Below are 18,216 nucleotides of genomic sequence, written 5' to 3' on the forward strand. Positions count from 1 at the left end.
GATCGAAACCGCCAGGACGGCACCGAAGCGGGTCCGTGAGGCAGGCTGTTGGGCTGGATGGCTCGCGAGTGCGGCGGGGATCGGTCGATTTGCCGGGAGCCTCCTCGGTATCGGGGCCTCATCGGCAGCCGTCCTGCCGGCCGGCTGGCCGAAGGTCTGGCCGAGGTGCGACATGGTTCAGTGCAGGGCGGATGTGCGCCGGCGTCCGGGTGGCGCGGCTTCCGGCTCCGCCGGCCGGCCGCCGACCCGCTGCATGGCCTGATTCATGAGCAGGTGCAACTGGGTGAACTGGGCTGCGGTGAGCCGGAGCTGCACATGGCCCAGTGCCAGATTGAAGGTCCCGCACTCGGGGCACCACGTGATCTCGGCTCCGGCCTGCCCGGACAACAGTTCCACTGGGCAGTGCGACGGGCTCATGACCGTGCCTCGCCGGCAAATTCGTCCAGCCAGGGCTTGCGCGGCAGGGTTTCGATCAGTGCCTGGGTGGCCATCTGGTGCCAGCGGGCGGCCAGGGTCCGGTACAGCACTTTCAGCTCCGCATCCGGCATGGCCGGGCTTTCGGCAATCAGCCGGAACTGGCGGCTGAGCCAGACGGCGATGCAGGGATCGCTGTGCTCCAGATAGCGCTCCACCAGCAATCCGGCATTGACATGCAATTGCCCGAGATCGGCCGGCTGGCCAGCTGGATCGCCCGGGGGTCGGGTGGAAAGCGGATTGGTCGGATTTGGGGCCGGCATAGGTGTCTCCGTTGGGAATTTCTCTTGCATGAGAATTATTCTCAAATGAGACCGGATTGTCAAACGTCCCGCCCGGGCCGATTGTCCTTACTCCGGTGCCGGCAGCGCGACAAGGGATCGCGCTTGGATAAAAAAAGGGCGCCACTGGCGCCCGGAAACTTCACTCAAGAAGCGATGGAAAATCTCATGCCGCGATCCGGCGGCATCCGGCTGTCACCTCAGTACATGAAGGCAATACCCAGGTTGTACTGGTCCGGCAGCGAGCGGGCTGCGGAGTTAAAGTTGCGATAGTCGAACTTGACGGCCACGTTCTCGATCGGTTTGTAGGTCAGGCCGCCCTGGTAGATCCATTGATCGTAGAGCCCATCGTAGTCGTCGAAGCCGTTCGGCACGCTGGCCAGGGTGTTGTAGCGTTCGTAGCGGAAGAACGGCGCGATGTACTGGGTGCTGTCAGCCCAGAGCCAGGGCATCAGGTTGTAGGCGGCCTCGGTATACCAGCCATAGTTCTGGCTGCCGATGGTTTCGCCTTTGGCGGCGCTGAGCTGGGCGGCATTGCCGATGCTGCCGACGGCGCCCAGCGCGCGCATTTCCAGACCCTGCCAGCGCCATTGAACGTGGCCCTCGTAGAGCTGGGTCAGCACATTGAGTCGCTGTGCGCCAAATTCGGGGCTGGCGTATTCGAAGCCCTGACCGGAGTTGCCGACCCAGGCGGAGGCGCCGGCCAGCAGGCCGGGCGCGAAGGGCATGTCGTAATCGATGCGTCCGGCAAAGGCGAAGTCCTCCGCGATGGCCTTGCTGGCGGATTGACGGCCCTCGCGGATGCCCTCGCTGGAGAAGCCCTCGGCGTTCAGGCCGTTCATGGCGTACATGCGGTATTGCAGGCCCGGCGCCAGTTCGCCGAACAGGCCGGCGCCGATTTCACGCCAGGTGGTGGGGATGATGACGCGCTCGACCTGCGGGCGGTAGTTGCCGTGATAGGTCGGGCCTTCGTGGATTTCGTTGATGAAGCCCATCGGCACCAGGGTCAGACCGGCGCGGACGTTGGCGTAATCCTTGAGCAGGAAGTCCAGGTAGGAGAATTCGACCGAGACCTCACCCTTCTCCTCCGCGCCCTCGCCGGTGGTGCCGTGCTCGAACTCGAATTCGTTGTTGAGGATGATCCAGTCGTTGAATTTGTAACCGGCATAGATGACCGCCCGGACATTGTCGGCGGTCGACTTCGCATCCTTGCCATTGTCGCTGTAGACCCACTCGCCGTAGCCACCGATGGAGAGACCCTGGTTGACGCGGTAGATCTCGGAGGCTGCCGGACCGTAACCGTACTGCACCTTGTACTCGCGCTTGTCGGGAATGTAGAGCTGCGTCTTCAGCTTCTCCACCTCGGCGGACAGGATATCGGTCTTGCGCTCGGCTTCGGTCTTGGCTTTCTTGCTGCCGCCAGCGGCGGGTTTATCCGCCGGGTTGGCGTTCTGGGCAGCGCTTGTCTCGCCGGCGGCCACGACCTTGCCGTCTCCGCTCGCCGGGTTTTCCTCGTTCTTGCTGATGCGGGCCTTCAGTTCCTCGATCTGCTGCTGCTGCTGTTCGATGATGCGCCACATCTCGTCGATATTGGAGGGCCTGCTTTTCTTGGCCTCAACCCCGGATGCGTACAGCCCCAGGGCCAGGGTGGACGAGATGCACAGACAGAGCAGGCGTTTTCTGGGGGGCATGTTTCAACCTCAAATACCATGTCCTTGTTAACAAGGATCGGCATCATACGCGATCTGATATGATATGCAACTGATTCGCAAATGCCTTTTATGTCTCGATGTGTCCTTGCTTGTGTTCTGGTTGTCCGCGCAGCGGGCGCCATCCGGGTGCCGGCATGCTCCCCGGTTTGCCGGTGGCGTAATGGCACGAGGGCGTTGACGGTTCGCTTGTTCCATCCCGTTGAGGTTGTCTAGATGTCGGTATCTGCTCCCGCGCTGTCGCGCATTCGTTGGTTCCTTCTGGTGGCATGGCTGCCGATGCTGATGTCGGCGCCGTCGATGGCGGACCTGTCACGCAAGGCGCGCTTGGGCGAGCAGCTGTTTCTCGATACCAGCCTGTCCGAGCCACCGGGACAGGCCTGTGCCAGTTGCCACGATCCCGAACGCTTCTTCACCGATCCGGACGATCACGAGCCGACTTCCGAAGGCGTCATTCCCGGACGCTATGGCAAGCGCAATGCGCCTACCCTGATGTATGCTGCGCCGACACCGGTGTTTCATTTCGACAGGCAGGAAGGCCTGTTCATCGGCGGGCAGTTTCTTGATGGCCGGGCACCCGGCTTGAAGAGCCAGGCGAAGCAACCCTTCCTCGAAGCGCTGGAGATGAACAACCCCGATCCGGAGAGCGTGGTTGCGAAAGTGCGGGTGGCCGGCTACGCCGATCTGTTCCGGCGTGTCTATGGCAAGGGCTCCCTGGACGATGGCCCGGCGGCCTTCGCCCGGATTGCCGATGCCATCGCGGCCTTCGAGCGAACCTCCCGGTTCGCGCCGATGACCTCGAAGTACGATTACTACCTGATGGGCAAGGCGCGTTTCACGGCCCAGGAGCGGCGCGGCCGGGAGCTTTTCGAGTCCGAGGACAAGGGCAACTGCGCGGCCTGCCATCCCAGCCGTCCCGCCAACAACGGCGCGAACTGGCCGCTGTTCACGGATTTCACCTATGACAATCTCGGCGTCCCGCGCAACCGGGCAAACCTGTTCTATACCCAGGCTCCCGAGTTCAATCCGCAAGGGTTCGGTTTCGTCGACGCCGGTCTGGGCGATCACGTCAAGGATCGCCTTGAGGATGGCAAATTCAAGGTGCCGACCCTGCGCAACATTGCCAGGACCGCGCCCTACATGCACAACGGCTACTTCAAGACCTTGCGGGGCGTGGTCGACTTCTACAACACACGGGATCTGAAGCCGCGCTGCCGGGACGATTGGGCAACCGAGGCACAAGCCCTGCGCGAGGGCTGTTGGCCGGCTCCCGAAGTGGCCGCCAACGTCAACCATGACGAACTGGGCAAGCTGGGGCTGACCGAAAGGGAGGTCGATGATCTGGTGGCCTTTCTCATGACCCTGACGGATGGCTACCAGCCCTGATCCGGCACCGGCATTTGTTTCTTATATGTTTACAGATATGCCATTTTGCATGGGATTGTCGGCATTTCTTGCTCGAGTAAAATTTCACTCCTATCGCGCATGCAACGTGTCGCGACCTGTTTCAGTGTCTTGCTCCTCCTTCAAATCACTTGGGCCCGCCATGCGCGGGTCTTTTTTTGTTTGACGATGACTCCAGCCCGGTACTTCGCTGGACTGCGCCGCAGCTCGATACAGCAGGTTTATCAAGAACTTACGCGCGTCCATCATATGCCGGTGCTTTCTGAAACTTGACCCGGTTTTCCCTCGCGCCGCTCCTATCTGGCTCTTGGAATTCGGGTCGTTCCAAGGAGTCATCATGGCAAAGATCAAGCTCACCAAGACCGCCGTAGAGTCAGCGCAACCCCAGGCCAAGGACATCGAACTACGGGATACCGTAGTGCCGGGCTTCCTGTGCAAGATTACCCCGAAGGGCCGCCGGGTGTTCATGCTCCAGTACCGCACGAACTCCGGGCAGCCCCGCAAGCCCTCGCTGGGCCTGTTCGGGGAGCTAACCGTGGAGCAGGCCCGCGTCATGGCGCAGGACTGGCTGGCCGAGGTTCGCCGGGGCGGCGATCCCGGCGGCGCCAAGGCCGAGGCGCGCAAGGCGCCCACGGTCGAAGCGCTGTGCAAGAAGTTCATGGAGGACTACTCCAAGAAGCGCAACAAGCCCAGCACGCAGCGCGGCTATCAGGCCGTCATCGACCGCTGCATCGTCCCGCTGATCGGCCGCAAGAAGGTGCAGGACGTGAAGCGGCCCGACATCGCCGGGCTGATGGAGAAGCTGGCCTACAAGCCGGCCGAAGCGAACAACGCCTTCGGCGTGCTGCGCAAGATGTTCAACCTGGCCGAAGTGTGGGGCTACCGCCCGGATGGCACGAACCCGTGCCGACACGTCCCGATGTACCCGCCCGGCGAGGAAACCCGGCTCATCGTGGACGACGAGCTGGCGCTGATCTTCCGCCAATTGGCGAAGCTGGAGGCGGAAGGACTGGAGAACTACGTCATCCCGCTGGCGATCCGCCTGCAATTCGAGTTCGCCGGCCGTCGCTCCGAAATCTGCACGCTCGAATGGGATTGGGTCGATCTGGAGAACCGGCGTGTGGTCTGGCCCGACAGCAAGACCGGCGGCCTCTCCAAGCCCATGAGCGCGGAAGCCTACCGGCTGTTTTCGACGGCGCCGCGCCGGGAGGGCTGCCCCTATGTCCTGCCGTCGCCCAACGACCCGACCAAGCACCTGACCTTTGGCGAGCACTATGGCGGATGGTGCCGGGTGCTCAAGGCCGCCGGCGTCCCGCACGTCGGCACGCACGGCATCCGCCATCGCTCGACCACCGACATTGCCAATTCGGGCGTGCCGACCAAGGTAGGCATGAAGCTGACGGGCCACAAGACCGTGGCGATGTTCATGCATTACGTCCACACCGAGGACAAGCCGGTGCGGGATGCGGCCGAGCTGGTGGCGAGTCGGCGGCAGGCCATCACGGGCGCGCGGCGCCCTGCGGAGGCCACGGCATGAGCAAGAGGACGCTTTCGGTGGCGTCCCCCGCTGCCTTGCCGACCGACTATCCCTGTTCTGCAATTTCCGAGACAGTGTCTGGGAAATTCGGCCTCGCCGAGCTGGCCAAGGTCTTCACGCTGCCGTGGTCGGCCTATGCGCTGCTGATTTCGGCCAAGGGTGCCCGCGTGACCGGTGGCCGGCATCCCGTCCTGTCGGCTCCGATTGTCGTGCCGGCGTCACGACAATCGGGCGGGTCATCCCTTCTATCTAGGTGCTACACCGGAGACTGGAAAAGTATGCCCGTTTCGGGTATAGTTTGGACGTCGAAATGACGGACATCCTGAAGCGCAAGGACTTTGCACGCTGGCAGTCGGGCGAGAAGCTGCCCGATGCCGCGTTGTGCAAGGCGGTTCAAGAGATGGAAAGCGGTCTGATCGACGCGGACTTGGGCGGCTCCCTCTACAAGAAGCGGGTGGCCCGCGCCGGCGGAGGCAAGAGCGGCGGCTACCGCACGCTGGTATCGGCCAGGATCGGCAGCCGCTACGTGTTCCTGCATGGTTTCCCGAAGAACGACAAGGCGAACATCACGCAGGACGAAAAGAAGGCGCTGCAATTCGCCGGCAAGGTGTTCTTGGAACTGTCTGCTGAAGCCTTGTCGAAGGCGTTGCAGTTGGGTGTTTTAGTGGAGGTGCATTGTGAGCAAGATCATTGAATCGCTGCGTGGCGACCTGGCGGCGCTCGTTGAGGCGGGAGCCATCGGCAAGGTGACGATGCGCGAGTTCGACGCGATTTGCCCGCCGCCGGTGCGCGAGTTCGGCGCGGCGGATATCAAGCGCTTGCGCGAAACCTTAAAGTTCAGCCAGCCGGTGTTCGCGCTCCACTTGCATACGTCGGCCTCGACCGTACGCAAGTGGGAGCAAGGCGAAACTCACCCCACCGGCCCTGCGCTCAAGCTGCTCAACGTTATCGCTGATAAGGGCTTGCAGGCCATCATCTGATGCCTACTGACCGCGGTCACTATCAGTGCTTCGAAAAGGGATACCGATTCTTAATGTTGGCATTGAAGTACGTCCCTTTGGAGTCCGCGTTCATAAGCCCAGTATGCTCGCCCTCAGGAACCCCTGAGTATTCGTAAACAGCGCCATTATTGAACTCTATCTCCAGTGTCTGGCTATCGGCATCATAGCCAATGGAGTTGATGTTGCTTGAAGTAACGGAGGTGCGTTCCATAGTGTCGTCTCCTTCGGTTGAAAATCAGGTTTCTGAATCCGTTGCCTGTGTTTTTCCAGCATTAGGATCTTGCTTGCGCCACGCCTCGACTAGAGGCTTGTAATTTTCATCTTTGACAGGTTCTGTCCATCCGCCAGACCTTATACGCTTACCGCCTTCCCCCTTGGGCACAACGACCATCGGATCGTCACTTTCCGGGCGTCGGCCCTCAGGCGGACGGTCAATGATTGCCCGTATTGGCATATTGACGGCTTCACCCACGACCAATGCTTCACCAGTTCGGAGAACCGGAAGCATTGAAAACAGCCCTTTGAGATTGTCCGATGCGCAGGAGGTTACTTGGGATCGATCAGAGTCGTTGGTTAAACGTAAGGCCACAACCGTACCGCATTGAGAAAGAATTGTGGTGTCCACTTCGGATGGTCGTTGACTGACTAGCATCAAGCCAACGCCGTACTTCCGGCCCTCTTTGGCGATGCGCCGTGCTGCAATCGCAGCTCTATTCTTTGACTGAGGGCCAAGGTATACATGTGCCTCTTCAAGGACGACAAGAAGGGGCCGCTCTCTACCGCCTTCTTGCTTGTTTCTACCCCAAAAAATTGCGTCATACAGAATACGCAACACGGCCCCTACCAAGTCATCCACAACAGCGGTAGGAATACCTGATAAATCGAAAACAGAGATCGGCTTATCTGCGCCTATCCATGCCTCAAGCAACGCGTCTAGATCAGCGCCCGTTGTTCCGTCCTTGTCGGGTGCCCACTGGCCAGGACGAAACAGAAACTGCATGCGAGGATCTCGAAGTTTGCTTTCCAAACTATCGAGGTGTCCACGCGGCAAATCACCGTAGATCCCCGCATACACCTTGTCAGGATCATTCTTTTCGTCTTTGAGCGGACGAAATCTCGGACGAACAAGCTGGTCGCCATCGCCAACTGCTTTGACTGGGGGCGCACCTTCCTCAATGTACGTGCGCGTAGCGTCAGTCTGGTTTTGGTTCTTACTTACGCTGTGAGTTGCGCAATGTAGCGAATACAAATCATGCCAGAGTTGGTAAACGGAGAATGGCAGCGGCGTGTCGATCGTGACCGTGAGGTCTGGAAGGCCATGTGCGACACCTGCCGCCTTTGACGCGCGCTTGCTTGATAGCAGCTTTTCTTGCAGCAAGGTCAAAGGTGTCCCTGAGACTGCACCCATCGTTATGGAAATGAATTCCTCGGCCGTCAGCGCCCAAAATGGGACATGCAGCTCGCGCTCGCCTATGGCCGTATCCGCTCCGACTCTGAATACCCTAGCTTGATCGCCAAAGGCCTTTGCGTACTCCCCGTGGAGGTCAAACAGTACAACGCGTGCAGACTTGAAGCGTGCTTGGTCAGAAACTGCTCCCAACAGATTTGCAACGGCATTCGACTTTCCGGAGCCGGTGCTCCCAACGACAGCAGAGTGGCGAGTAACAAGCCGATTCATATCCAGGTACGCACGGATCGACTCGGCGCTGGCAACGCGTCCTACGGCGACGTAGCCATCATCGTCCCCTGGTGCATACACCGTCTTCAAATCCGACTCAGTGACTACGTGAACCGAGTCTCCGATCGAGGGGTACTGGGCTATCCCTCGCTCGAACTTTGTTCCCCGTCGTCCTTGACCAACAAGTTCAACTCTGAGCCACCGATTACCGAGCTGAGGAGCAAGCTCGGGCGGCCCGGGTGCAGCTCCGGCGCCGACCTGAGATATCACTCCATACAGATCGACATATCCTGATGGAATACGAACGAACCCTCCAACTTGTCCAACACGGTATGCCTCCCCATTAACAAAAAGAAGGCCACCGGGCGTGCTCTCTGAGAGCTTCACGCTCACACTCGAACCATTGACATCTTCAACGGTTCCGAGCCGTGATGGGTCTGGGTTACCCGGCTGGTTGTGCATCGTGAGTGCCCCCACCGCAAAGCTGTTCAAGAAAAAGGCTAAAGTAGTGGAAATCGCCTAAACGACTGCGCGGTTGCTGCTCTTTGGAGCCATCCCCAACCTCGGTCTCTTCTTCAGTGAGCCAAGGAGTGTGCTCATTGCCACCAATGGTTCCGGGTCGATATCGGCCTACTCGTGTTCCTACGACCGCTCCGTCCCAAGCAAGAACGGTGAGATTGCTTTGCTTTACTGCATAGTCCACAGCTCTAGAGTGCTGTCCAAGTCCTGAATACATCAGCGCAAAGCACTGGGCATTGCGATTCCCCCTCAACCCATCAAGCAAGACTTCATTCAAGTGATCGTCAAGAAAAGAATATCCACACACCACTAATCTAGGAGCATCCTTCCCATGGAAGAAGGCTCTTAGTCGATCAAGCATCGCGAGGTACGGCATGCGACGGCTTTGGTCATACTTGAGATGAGATGGAAAGATCATGACCTTGCCCGCCTCTGCCTCACGGGTCACACGAACGACACGGGTTACCTTCGCCCCATTTACGATCTCTTCGCTTTTCTCCCAATTGATTGATCCGTGAAGCTTCCACAACCTCGTCCATCTTGAGGGGATAACGTCGTGCTCTATCGATGCCAAATCAAACCAAGGCTTGTGGGAACCAACAAATCCGTCGAAGTGTGGGAGCGGGTGCTGCTCAAATGCCTGCTCGAAGAGAACATCGTAGTTTGGAGTAAATATTTCAGCAGGTGAGCTTCGATATACCCCACCTATCCAAGACGCAAAACGGTTGTACGCGTTGCGATACAGAGGCAATGGTTTCCGTATTTCCGTTGCGATTAACGCGCAAACCTTCTCGTCAAGGTCGCTCAAGTCCTTTTTCGTCATCCCCAGAATTTCCGCACTTCCTCGGCGATTCGCCAAAGTACGCAATTCCGTCAGCACGTCTTCTACGGTAGGGTCTTTGCCATCTGCTGGCTTGCATTCTTCACACAATGCGTCCCAGTGCTTTTTGAACTTTGACGTAGCTTCAGGTGCTTCATCTGCCGACAACAGTCCAGCAGCAATACGTTTTGTCAATTCCACAACCGCTGGAATCAGCACGATGCTATTTTTTCCTTCAGCATCGTAGACGCCAAGAGGGCAGCCAGCCCCAAGGAAGCAACCTATGCGCTGCTTGTCGTCTTGAAGTACCAGCCGAAGATTTCGTGCCTGCTGCGCTGCATCGTGTATGGCGGGTAAAGGCGGTGTTTTTGCAGGCACGACGTCAGCAGGTGATGGGACTGGCGCATCATTCGTATTTGAATTTTGAGTCACGGCTTTTAGCTTCCCTGTTCTTCATCATTTGGGCCGGGCAGAGCCACCAGGCTCAGGCCTTCGATTTCCTGCAGTGACTTACCTGCTATGCCTTGCAGATCCCCATACATACCAACAGTGGCGCCCATTACACGCTCGATCTGCTCTTCACGCTTCGCCCATTGTTTCATGATGGCCTTTCGTTCTTTATCCAAGTCTTGCTGCATCGAGGAGAACGCTTCAACGATCGCTTCCACGCGATGACGGAATCGCGGTCCGGTCAGGTACTGATAAACCATTTCGGTCTTGGTTTGCTGCCCCTCGCTGACCTGCCTAGCCATGCTTACCTGAAGCAGAGTGTGGCGGAGTATCGTTGCTACTGGCAGAACCGCCCGTGGACTGGTTACCCAAACACCATCAATAACATCAAAAGTCTCAATGCCTTTTGGCAATACGTGACTCACGAGAACCGACACCTCCGCTTTAGCGGTTCGCTGATCATCGCGCAACTTGGAGAGCCAGCCGTCGCTCCAATTCTTGGTTCGCTTTGACTCCCAGAGTATTTCGCCGCTTGGTTGTCCAGTTTGGCTGATAACACGTTGCAGCACGTCCCCACCGAACTCGCCCTTTGCAACAGGCTCGATAGAGTCAAATGGGAATTTCGCGCGCAGTAGGTTTTCAAGATCCATTTCCTGGACTTCGCCCTGCAGTTGCTGCGAGCCTTGCTCTGCCTTTTGCTTCAATTCCTCGATCTTCTGTTGCATCGACGCGATGGTTTGATCTTTCTCCATTACCTTGAGCTTCAAACCATCTTCGGCCTCTCGCCGTGCCATAGCTCGCACTTCGGTCAAGCCCTCTTGAACACGTTTCTCAACAGTCAATTCCAGTTCGCGTTTAGCATCGTCGAGTTCACGCTGTTTCTTGATCAAGTCAGCCTGCGCCTTTTGGGCTTCGGCCAACTTCTCATCGCGTGACTTCAATACCTCCTGAAGCTCAACTAGCTCACGTGCTTTCGCGTCCAATTCTGCCGCGCTCGCGAGCTTCGCTTTCTTGGCTTCATCGGCTATGACTCGTGCGCGCTCGGTCTTTAGTTGTGCTGCAACCTGATCTGCAATTTGGTCATCGAGCGCGCGTTTTTCCTCGGCAACCTGTTTTTCCTTTTCCCGCAGGCTTTGTTCGCGCTTGGCGAAATCCAAGTCTTTTTGTGCGATTTGTTGTTCGTATTGCTGACGCGTCGCAGCGATAAGCGGAGCTGCGAGAGACTCTGTTAAGCGAATCTCGGTCTTGCAGTTTGGGCAAATGATTGTTGGCTCTGTCATTGCGAGTCCTGAAAGATATTTCGCATACTCATGGAGTCTTGCGCTTCAGCGGAGAAGCGACACGATTCAGATCGAAAGGCAAGGCCTTATCGGTCGCGATGCGTGTTAGCAGCATGCGAATCGCATCCGAAATCGACAGCCCCATTCCGGATAAGACATGGCTGGCTTCCTCCTTGATTTCTTTATCAATTCGGGCGCGAACGACATCACTGCTTGCCATGGACACAGACTCTGGAAAAGTGTAGCCACATCGTAGCCCATTTGTGCCATCGTGTAACCGATCCGCGGGGGCGTCCCGTCGTTCCGCCGTCGGGCTCGCGGGCTGCGCCCCACGCCTCTGCGAGTCGTGGCCATTCGGCTTTGATCCCTAACGCCTTCGGCCCTGGCGGGCCTGCGCGCTCCGCTTGCCTGTCCGCGCCTTCGTTGTGAGGTTGAGGGCGGTCTTGCTGTTCCCTTCACCGTATCACGGCGGTCTCGCCGTCAAGGGCTGCACGCGCCTTGCGCGCTTGCGTCCTGGCGGCCGTCTGCGACCCCTGACTGCTTGCGCTGCGCCGTGCTGGCGACGGTTCCGGGCAATTCCGCCCGTGCAACCGGAGATCGTCATGAACGACAAATCGCACGTTTCGCTTGAACAACACGTTTGCCTTGTCTGCGGTACTCGCTTCGACACCGGCGCCATCCTGCTGGATCGCCGCCTGCGCGCGAGCATGGAGCGTCACACGGCAACCGGCTGGGGCTTGTGCCCCGAGCATCAGAAGCTGTCCGACGACGGCTTTGTCGCGCTGGTCGAGTGCGACCCGCAGCGCAGCGGCTCGCCGGCGGGCGGTGGCCGCGTGAAGCCCGAACAGGCGTACCGGACGGGCCGCCTGGCGCACCTCAAGCGCGAAGCCTTCTCACAGGTGTTCAACGTGCCGATCGCGGCCGACCAGCCGTGCGTCTTCGTCGAACCCGGCGTGATCGAGCAGTTGCAGACGATGACGGCGAACTGATCGCGCCTGGCGCCATCCGGTGCGCTGCCCTGCGGGGCGGCGCACCTTTTTTCTGCTGCGCCCTGGTGCCGATGACTTCGCGCCTGCGGCGCTGCGCGCTGGCGCTTGCACTCCGGGGGAAGTGCCTGCGGCACATCCCCGCCGCGCTTCGCTTGGCGCCCCTGCAACACCGCCGCCCCGGCTGCGCCGGCGCGGCAATACCGATGCCGCAAAGGCTGCTTGTCCACCACAGAAGATCCACGCTGCATCTCCACGACTGCATGGGCGTCCCCGGCCAAGAAGCATGGCCGGTCGCGCTGTCGTGCTTCGCATCGAGCCGCCTGCGGCGTCTCGCCCCCTTCGGGCTTCCATCGTTCCCTCGCTCCGCTCGGCTGACGCCTTCGGCCCGGCTTCCAGCTTCGGGCCTGCGCGCTTCGCTTGCCGTGCGGTCAGCACATAGGGATGGCCGTTGCCTTGTCCAGCCGTCTCCCCTGACTTCATCACCTTACCCGCGACCGTAGCCCGCTTCCGTGTGCCGTCAAGGCGCGCAGGGCCGTGTCCTCGGCTGCGCCTGCGGGCCGCACCAACCCTGCGCTTGTCTCCTTGACGGCCCCCGTCCGCGCGCTCCTTTGGCCGCGGGCGATGAACTCAGGAAAGACGGTGGCAACAGGGCCAACCGGGTTCCTCGTGCCAACCGCACCGAACAGCCGAAAGGCTGGGCTCCGAATCTAGGAATCCGGTGTGCGGTTTGAACAGCAAACCCTTTTCGTCAGGAGAAATGCAATGCAACTCGCATCCCGATTCGCTTCCCGTTCCCCGTCGCTGCGCAGCGATTACCCGCTGTCCGACGATCAAATCCGCAAGGTCGCGCCATCCATCTTCGCGGACGCCCCCCATGAAAGCCGTTCCGAGCGGTACGCCTATATCCCGACCGCCGCCGTGCTGGCGGAACTGCGCAAGGAAGGGTTTGAACCCTTCATGGCAGCACAGACCCGCGTCCGCCACGACGACCGCCGCGACTACACCAAACACATGCTGCGCCTGCGCCACGCCAGCCAGATCAACGGCGCGGAAGCAAATGAAATCGTGCTTCTCAATTCGCACGACGGCACCAGTTCTTACCAAATGCTCGCGGGCATGTTCCGGTTCGTGTGCAGCAATGGCCTTGTGTGCGGCGACACGGTAGCCGATGTGCGTGTGCCCCACAAAGGCGACGTGGCCGGTTCCGTCATCGAAGGCGCTTACGAAGTCTTGCGCGGCTTCGACCGCGTGCAGGAATCCCGCGATTCCATGCGCGCCATCACCTTGAACGATGGCGAATCCGAAGTGTTCGCCCGCGCCGCGCTGGCCCTCAAGTACGACGACCCCGACAAACCCGCGCCCATCACGGAATCGCAAATCCTGATGCCGCGCCGCTTCGACGACCGCCGCCCGGACTTGTGGAGCGTGTTCAACCGCACGCAAGAGAACCTGACCCAAGGCGGCCTGCGCGGGCGCAGCGCCAACGGACGCCGCCAGCAAACCCGCCCGGTGCAGGGCATCGACCAAAACATCCGCCTCAACCGTGCGCTTTGGCTGCTGGCCGATGGCATGCGCCAGTTGAAAGCCTGAATCCCCACGCGGCAGGGGCAGGCAGCAGCCCTTGCCGCTTCTCTCGCTGCTGCATCCCTAACCGCAAGGAGTTATCACCATGAACGCCGTTACCCAAATCGAAACCCGTGCCATCGAAACCGCCGCGCCGCTGGAAGTGGCCGACCCGACCAAGAACCTGATTTTGGTTCCGCTCTCGCAGTTGCTGCCGCGCCGCTCCAAGCGCAACGCACGCAAGACCCCGCGCTTGTCCATTCCCGAACTGGCCGCGAGCATCGCCCGCATCGGTCTGCTGCAAAACCTCGTTGTCATCCTTGCCGCCGATGGCGAGCAATACGAAGTGGTGGCCGGCGACCGCCGACTGACCGCATTGAAGCTGCTGGCGAAGAAGAAGCGCATCGCCGCCGACTTTGAGGTGCCTTGCCTGCTGGTGCCGGACGCTTCGGCCCGTACCGTCAGCCTCGCGGAAAACCTGCTGCGCGAGCAGATGCACCCGGCCGACCAGTTCGAGGCGTTCGCCGCACTGGTCAAGGAAGGCCGCCCCATCGAAGACATTGCCGCCGACTTCGGCGTGTCCCCGCTGGTGGTTCAGCGCCGTTTGAAGCTGGCCAACGTCTCGTCGCGCCTGCTGGCCGACTACCGGGCCGGAGCCGTCACGCTGGAACAGTTGATGGCCCTGACCATCACCGACGACCACGCCGCGCAGGAAAGCGCGTTCTACGGTGCGCCCGAATGGCAGCGTGGCGCATCCGCGCTGCGCGAACGCCTGACCGAACGCGAAATCGACGCCACGCATCCGCTGGTGCGCTTTGCCGGGCTGGACGCCTACACGGCGGCGGGCGGCGGTATCCGCCGCGACCTGTTCGCGGAAGGCGATGCCGGAACCTACCTGACCGACGCCGCGCTGCTGGAATCGCTGGTGCGTGGCAAGCTGGATCCACTGGCCGGGGACGTGCGCGCCGAGGGTTGGGCGTGGGTGGAAGCCTTGCCGCACATGAGCTATGCCGAGCGGCAGGCGTTCCAGAACGCGCCGCGCCAGCGCCGCGAACCGAACGCCCGCGAAGCCCGCCGCATCGCCTCGCTGCAAACCCGCCTCGACAAGATCGACGCCGAACTGGAAGACGCCTACGACGCCGAGGACGAGGACAAGACCGAAGCGCTGGAACCGCGCCGCGAACAGGTTGCCGGGGAACTGCAAGCCGTGGAGGAAGCATTGCAGGGCTACGCCCCGGACGTGCGCGCCGTGGCCGGTGCCATCGTTACCCTCGACCGCAGCGGCGAAGCCGTGATTCATCGCGGGCTGCTGCGCGAAGCCGAAGCCAAGGCGCTGCGCACGCTGGAACGCTTGCGGCAGGGTTTCGGCAGCGCGGAAGGCGAAGCCGGGAACGACGACGAAGGCGAGGACGCCGAGCAGCCCAAGGCCGCGAGCCTGTCCGACCGGCTGGCGCAGCGCTTGAGCGCGCACCGCACCGCCGCGCTGCAAATCGAAGTCGCCCGGCATCCGCAAGTCGCGCTGGCCGCGCTGGTGCATGGCATGGTGCAGAGCGTCTTGCAGGACAACCACTACGGCCACGACTTGCCGCTGGGCGTGAGCCTGAAAGTGCAAGACCGGCTGGAAGGCATGGCCCCCGACTGGCCCGAATCGCCCGCCGCCGCCGCCCTGCGCGAGTTGCAGCAGGTCGCGGGCGAAGCGCTGCCGCAGGACAGCGCCGAACTGTTCGCCGCGCTGCTGGCGATGGAGCAAGGAGAACTGGTGCGGCTGCTGGCGGTATGCGCAGCGGCGACCGTGGACGTGGTGACGCCTCGCGCCACGGCGCAACAGCCGGGCGCGGAACTGGCGCAGGCCGTGGGGCTGGACATGGCCGCATGGTGGCAGCCCACCGCAAACGGGTATTTCCAGCATGTGCCGAAGGCCGCGATTCTGGAAGCCGTGGGCGAGTTCGCACCGTCGCACGCTGCCCGGCTGGCGAAGTTGAAGAAGGCCGACATTGCCAGCGAGGCGGAACGGCTGGCCGATGGTACGGGCTGGATGCCCGCCATCTTCAAGACCGAAGGCCCGGAAGCTGCGCCGCAGGAAACGCAGGCGCAGGACGCCCCGGAGGATGACGAGGCAATGGCGGATGAACCCGCCGAGGCACTGGCCGCTTGACCCGCGCCGAAGGCAAGCGCCCCGGCCTCGACCGGGGCGCTTCGCTTGAAGGAGAAGCCCCCATGACCCGCACCACCACCAACCGCCCGCGCATGGCGGCGACCTATGCGCCCGGCACGGTACGCGCCCGCCGCTGGCACGGCGAAGGCGACGTGCGCGGCTACCGTCCGCCCCCCGGCTGGACAGCCTGCGCCGACCTCACCGACTTGCATCCCATCACAGGCCGCGCCTTGCCGCGTGCCATGTGGTGGATTATCGAAACCAAGGAATAACGAGCAGCACCGGCCCCAAGCCGTTCCGCCTTGGGGCCGGTGGTCGAAAATCCGGGCGCGGCGGTGGCCGCGCCCGGTTCCTGCGTCCAAAGCAAAATCGCCACGTCGCCGCCTTCGACCAGGCGGCGGCGTGGCGGACGTGCAAGTGCCTTGCACGCGGTACAGCCATCGGCGCCCGCTGGCGCAGGCAAGGTTTCGATGGCGCACCGCCGCAATGGGCGGGGCTTGTGGGGCTACGCCCCGGCTTGCTGCGGCAGGTTGTGCCAAAGCGTGCCGTCCTCGACGCTGGCGGTTCGCGCTTGTACGTCACGAAGGACGGTTTACCGACACGCCCCCCGGCTTCGCTATGGAGCATCCACGCCACGCCTCAACCACGTCGTCGCAATCTGCGGCAAGAAGCGTTCTCGCTTGTCGTTGGGGTGTTGGCCTTGCCAGTGTCAGGGCGCAAGCCGGTGAAGCCGTCACGCGGGGATGCCGAGTCGGCCATGTCTCCATTCGGGAGCGGGCGGCCCGTGCGTCCTTGGCTTGTCGTGAATCCTGGCGAGGGAGCGGCTGCGCCTTGGGCTTCAGGCCGCAACCTTCCAGCGAAAACAATTTCCCCTGCGCTGCGCGCATTCCTCGCGGGACAAATTCTTTTCGCTTCCAGGCTCTCCACGGTGTTGCGACCGCTGCGCGGTGCGGCCAGCCCATCCCCCGCCGGCCGGATCACAACAAGGACGCACTGGCGTGACCTTGTTCAACCCGAAAGGAGAAACATCATGGCTAACATCGGCACCTTCACCGCAGAGAAAGACGGCTTCACCGGCCAGCTCCGCACCCTGACCCTGAACGTCAAGGTCAAGCTGATTCCCAACGATAAGGGCGACACCGAGAACGCCCCCGACTTCCGCCTTCAGGCGGCCGGCCACGACATCGGCGCGGCGTGGAAGAAGACCAGCGAAGCCGGGCGGCCCTACGTGTCCGTATCCCTCGACGATCCTTCGTTCCCGGCGACGGTCTATGCCCGCCTGATCGAGAACGAGGACGGCACGCACGACCTGATCTGGTCACGCAGCAAGCCCAAGGCGGCCTGACGGCCGCCCACCGCGCCCCGCCCATTGCGGCGGGGCGCCTTTCGCTGACAGCCTACGTCTCGGACACGGACGCGAGCTGGCTTTCCGTCGCGGCCATCAGCACGGCGGTACTGCAACTAAGCGCGCTGGCGATCTTGAAGATGATCGCCAGCGTGGGCATGTGCTCGCCACGCTCGACCTTGCCCATATGGGAACGCTCGATGCCAGCCAGGTTGGCCAGCGATTCCTGCGCAATCCCGCGTTCCATCCGCAGCGCACGCACCGCCGCGCCGAAGGCTTGCGCCAACTCGGCATCGAAGGTGGTGGCACCGGCCGGTCGGCCAGGTTGTACGGATCGCTTCTGCATAGACAGAAGCGTCCAGTCGCGGGACAATTAAAACCACGTTATCTTTAACTCATGACAGTAATTTAGTCCGCTTCCGTGCTTTTGCTGAAATCCGCAACTGCGGATTTCACTAGACCCGGGGAGCCGCATCCGTGTCTTTCCTGACCTGCGTAATTCCGCTTCTGCGTTTCCGTGCATGTACGGATTCGATGGCTTGCGCCTTCGTGCTTTCCCGCCAAAGCACGCATCCGCTTCGGCGGTTCCGCGCTTCGGTGGAAAATCGTATCCGTGCATCCTCGGATGCGTGGGGATTCGGGCCATGACTCAGCCGCTCGTCACCGCTGAACAGCAGGCGCAACTGCTTGCCGTCGGCGCGGCACGCGCCGCTGGCCGAAGCATCGACCCGATGCCGGCGGTGCGACTGTTCACCCCTGACGCGCACGCCACCTGGTTGCTGGCCGCGCTCGACCCGGCCGATGGCGATACGGCATGGGGGCTGATCGACCTGGGAATAGGCATGCCCGGCCTGGGCCATGTGAAGCTATCCGATCTGGCGTCCATCGTCGGCCCGCGCAAGCAACCAGTGATGCGCGATCGCTACTTCCAGCCCGTGCGGCTGCTGTCGGAGTACCTGCGGCTGGCCGAGGAAAACGGCTCGATCACCGACTGAGCAGTCCCAGCCAACG

At 61.5% G+C, this 18,216-nt stretch carries 20 protein-coding genes; 11 read left to right on the top strand and 9 right to left on the bottom strand.

Annotated elements, in window-relative coordinates:
* Positions 1 to 177: 177 nt before the first annotated feature.
* The 3 genes from ACYQ1H_RS10850 to ACYQ1H_RS10860 form a co-directional block, all read right to left on the bottom strand.
* Positions 178 to 417 (bottom strand): hypothetical protein, encoded by a 240-nt coding sequence (locus ACYQ1H_RS10850; protein ID WP_460028068.1) that lies wholly within the window; start codon positions 415 to 417, stop codon positions 178 to 180.
* Positions 414 to 737, bottom strand: coding sequence for a hypothetical protein (locus tag ACYQ1H_RS10855; protein WP_460028069.1), 324 nt, complete (start codon positions 735 to 737; stop codon positions 414 to 416). Before ACYQ1H_RS10855 ends, ACYQ1H_RS10850 begins: the two co-directional genes overlap by 4 nt.
* Positions 738 to 955: 218 nt before the next feature.
* Positions 956 to 2,446, bottom strand: a complete 1,491-nt coding sequence (locus ACYQ1H_RS10860) for a hypothetical protein (protein WP_460028070.1) — start codon at positions 2,444 to 2,446, stop codon at positions 956 to 958.
* Between the two features lie 234 nt (positions 2,447 to 2,680).
* Between ACYQ1H_RS10860 and ACYQ1H_RS10865 the strand changes: the two genes are divergently transcribed.
* The 5 genes from ACYQ1H_RS10865 to ACYQ1H_RS10885 all read left to right on the top strand — a co-directional run bounded on the left by ACYQ1H_RS10865 (position 2,681) and on the right by ACYQ1H_RS10885 (position 6,385).
* Positions 2,681 to 3,850 carry a cytochrome-c peroxidase gene (locus ACYQ1H_RS10865; RefSeq protein WP_460028071.1) on the top strand — a complete coding sequence of 390 codons (1,170 nt, stop codon included), beginning with the start codon at positions 2,681 to 2,683 and terminating at the stop codon, positions 3,848 to 3,850.
* A 355-nt stretch (positions 3,851 to 4,205) separates the two neighbouring features.
* A complete protein-coding gene (locus ACYQ1H_RS10870) occupies positions 4,206 to 5,405 on the top strand; it encodes a tyrosine-type recombinase/integrase (RefSeq protein WP_460028072.1) in 1,200 nt (399 codons plus the stop codon).
* Entirely contained in the window at positions 5,402 to 5,719 is a 318-nt protein-coding gene (locus tag ACYQ1H_RS10875) for a hypothetical protein (RefSeq protein ID WP_157883313.1), read from the top strand. Before ACYQ1H_RS10870 ends, ACYQ1H_RS10875 begins: the two co-directional genes overlap by 4 nt.
* Complete coding sequence (locus ACYQ1H_RS10880) at positions 5,716 to 6,099, top strand: type II toxin-antitoxin system RelE/ParE family toxin (RefSeq protein WP_460028073.1); 384 nt, start codon at positions 5,716 to 5,718, stop codon at positions 6,097 to 6,099. Before ACYQ1H_RS10875 ends, ACYQ1H_RS10880 begins: the two co-directional genes overlap by 4 nt.
* Complete coding sequence (locus tag ACYQ1H_RS10885) at positions 6,083 to 6,385, top strand: helix-turn-helix domain-containing protein (protein WP_015476712.1); 303 nt, start codon at positions 6,083 to 6,085, stop codon at positions 6,383 to 6,385. The genes ACYQ1H_RS10880 and ACYQ1H_RS10885 overlap by 17 nt, the downstream gene beginning before the upstream one ends.
* Before the next feature lie 22 nt (positions 6,386 to 6,407).
* On the opposite strand, the gene ACYQ1H_RS10890 is transcribed toward ACYQ1H_RS10885, so the two are convergent.
* From ACYQ1H_RS10890 to ACYQ1H_RS10910, 5 genes are read right to left on the bottom strand one after another with little or no spacing between them, the layout of a single operon-like run.
* Positions 6,408 to 6,617, bottom strand: coding sequence for a KTSC domain-containing protein (locus tag ACYQ1H_RS10890; RefSeq protein WP_015476711.1), 210 nt, complete (start codon positions 6,615 to 6,617; stop codon positions 6,408 to 6,410).
* A gap of 24 nt (positions 6,618 to 6,641) precedes the next feature.
* A complete protein-coding gene (locus ACYQ1H_RS10895; RefSeq protein WP_460028074.1) occupies positions 6,642 to 8,576 on the bottom strand; it encodes an ATP-binding protein in 1,935 nt (644 codons plus the stop codon).
* Positions 8,527 to 9,855, bottom strand: a complete 1,329-nt coding sequence (locus tag ACYQ1H_RS10900; protein WP_201765468.1) for an SIR2 family protein — start codon at positions 9,853 to 9,855, stop codon at positions 8,527 to 8,529. Before ACYQ1H_RS10900 ends, ACYQ1H_RS10895 begins: the two co-directional genes overlap by 50 nt.
* 5 nt (positions 9,856 to 9,860) lie before the next feature.
* Positions 9,861 to 11,153 carry a DUF2130 domain-containing protein gene (locus tag ACYQ1H_RS10905; protein WP_015476708.1) on the bottom strand — a complete coding sequence of 431 codons (1,293 nt, stop codon included), beginning with the start codon at positions 11,151 to 11,153 and terminating at the stop codon, positions 9,861 to 9,863.
* Positions 11,154 to 11,181: 28 nt separating this feature from the next.
* Complete coding sequence (locus ACYQ1H_RS10910; protein WP_015476707.1) at positions 11,182 to 11,373, bottom strand: type II toxin-antitoxin system RelB/DinJ family antitoxin; 192 nt, start codon at positions 11,371 to 11,373, stop codon at positions 11,182 to 11,184.
* A 382-nt stretch (positions 11,374 to 11,755) separates the two neighbouring features.
* Here ACYQ1H_RS10910 and ACYQ1H_RS10915 point away from each other — a divergent pair, with 382 nt between their 5' ends.
* From ACYQ1H_RS10915 to ACYQ1H_RS10935, 5 genes are all read left to right on the top strand, one after another.
* Positions 11,756 to 12,142: a hypothetical protein gene (locus tag ACYQ1H_RS10915; RefSeq protein ID WP_015476706.1), complete on the top strand. Its 387-nt coding sequence runs from the start codon at positions 11,756 to 11,758 to the stop codon at positions 12,140 to 12,142.
* A 762-nt stretch (positions 12,143 to 12,904) separates the two neighbouring features.
* Positions 12,905 to 13,732 (top strand): DUF932 domain-containing protein, encoded by an 828-nt coding sequence (locus ACYQ1H_RS10920; RefSeq protein WP_043211596.1) that lies wholly within the window; start codon positions 12,905 to 12,907, stop codon positions 13,730 to 13,732.
* 79 nt (positions 13,733 to 13,811) lie between these two features.
* Positions 13,812 to 15,860 carry a ParB/RepB/Spo0J family partition protein gene (locus ACYQ1H_RS10925; RefSeq protein ID WP_460028075.1) on the top strand — a complete coding sequence of 683 codons (2,049 nt, stop codon included), beginning with the start codon at positions 13,812 to 13,814 and terminating at the stop codon, positions 15,858 to 15,860.
* Between the two features lie 62 nt (positions 15,861 to 15,922).
* Complete coding sequence (locus tag ACYQ1H_RS10930; protein WP_426964768.1) at positions 15,923 to 16,132, top strand: hypothetical protein; 210 nt, start codon at positions 15,923 to 15,925, stop codon at positions 16,130 to 16,132.
* A 758-nt stretch (positions 16,133 to 16,890) separates the two neighbouring features.
* A complete protein-coding gene (locus ACYQ1H_RS10935) occupies positions 16,891 to 17,205 on the top strand; it encodes a DUF736 domain-containing protein (RefSeq protein WP_033959579.1) in 315 nt (104 codons plus the stop codon).
* A gap of 52 nt (positions 17,206 to 17,257) precedes the next feature.
* Here the strand turns inward: ACYQ1H_RS10935 and ACYQ1H_RS10940 are convergent, their stop codons facing one another.
* Entirely contained in the window at positions 17,258 to 17,551 is a 294-nt protein-coding gene (locus ACYQ1H_RS10940; RefSeq protein WP_005304583.1) for a helix-turn-helix domain-containing protein, read from the bottom strand.
* 298 nt (positions 17,552 to 17,849) lie between these two features.
* Here ACYQ1H_RS10940 and ACYQ1H_RS10945 point away from each other — a divergent pair, with 298 nt between their 5' ends.
* Complete coding sequence (locus ACYQ1H_RS10945) at positions 17,850 to 18,200, top strand: DUF2958 domain-containing protein (RefSeq protein ID WP_021018484.1); 351 nt, start codon at positions 17,850 to 17,852, stop codon at positions 18,198 to 18,200.
* Positions 18,201 to 18,216 lie beyond the last annotated feature (16 nt).

The organism is Methyloparacoccus murrellii (genome assembly GCF_054657115.1).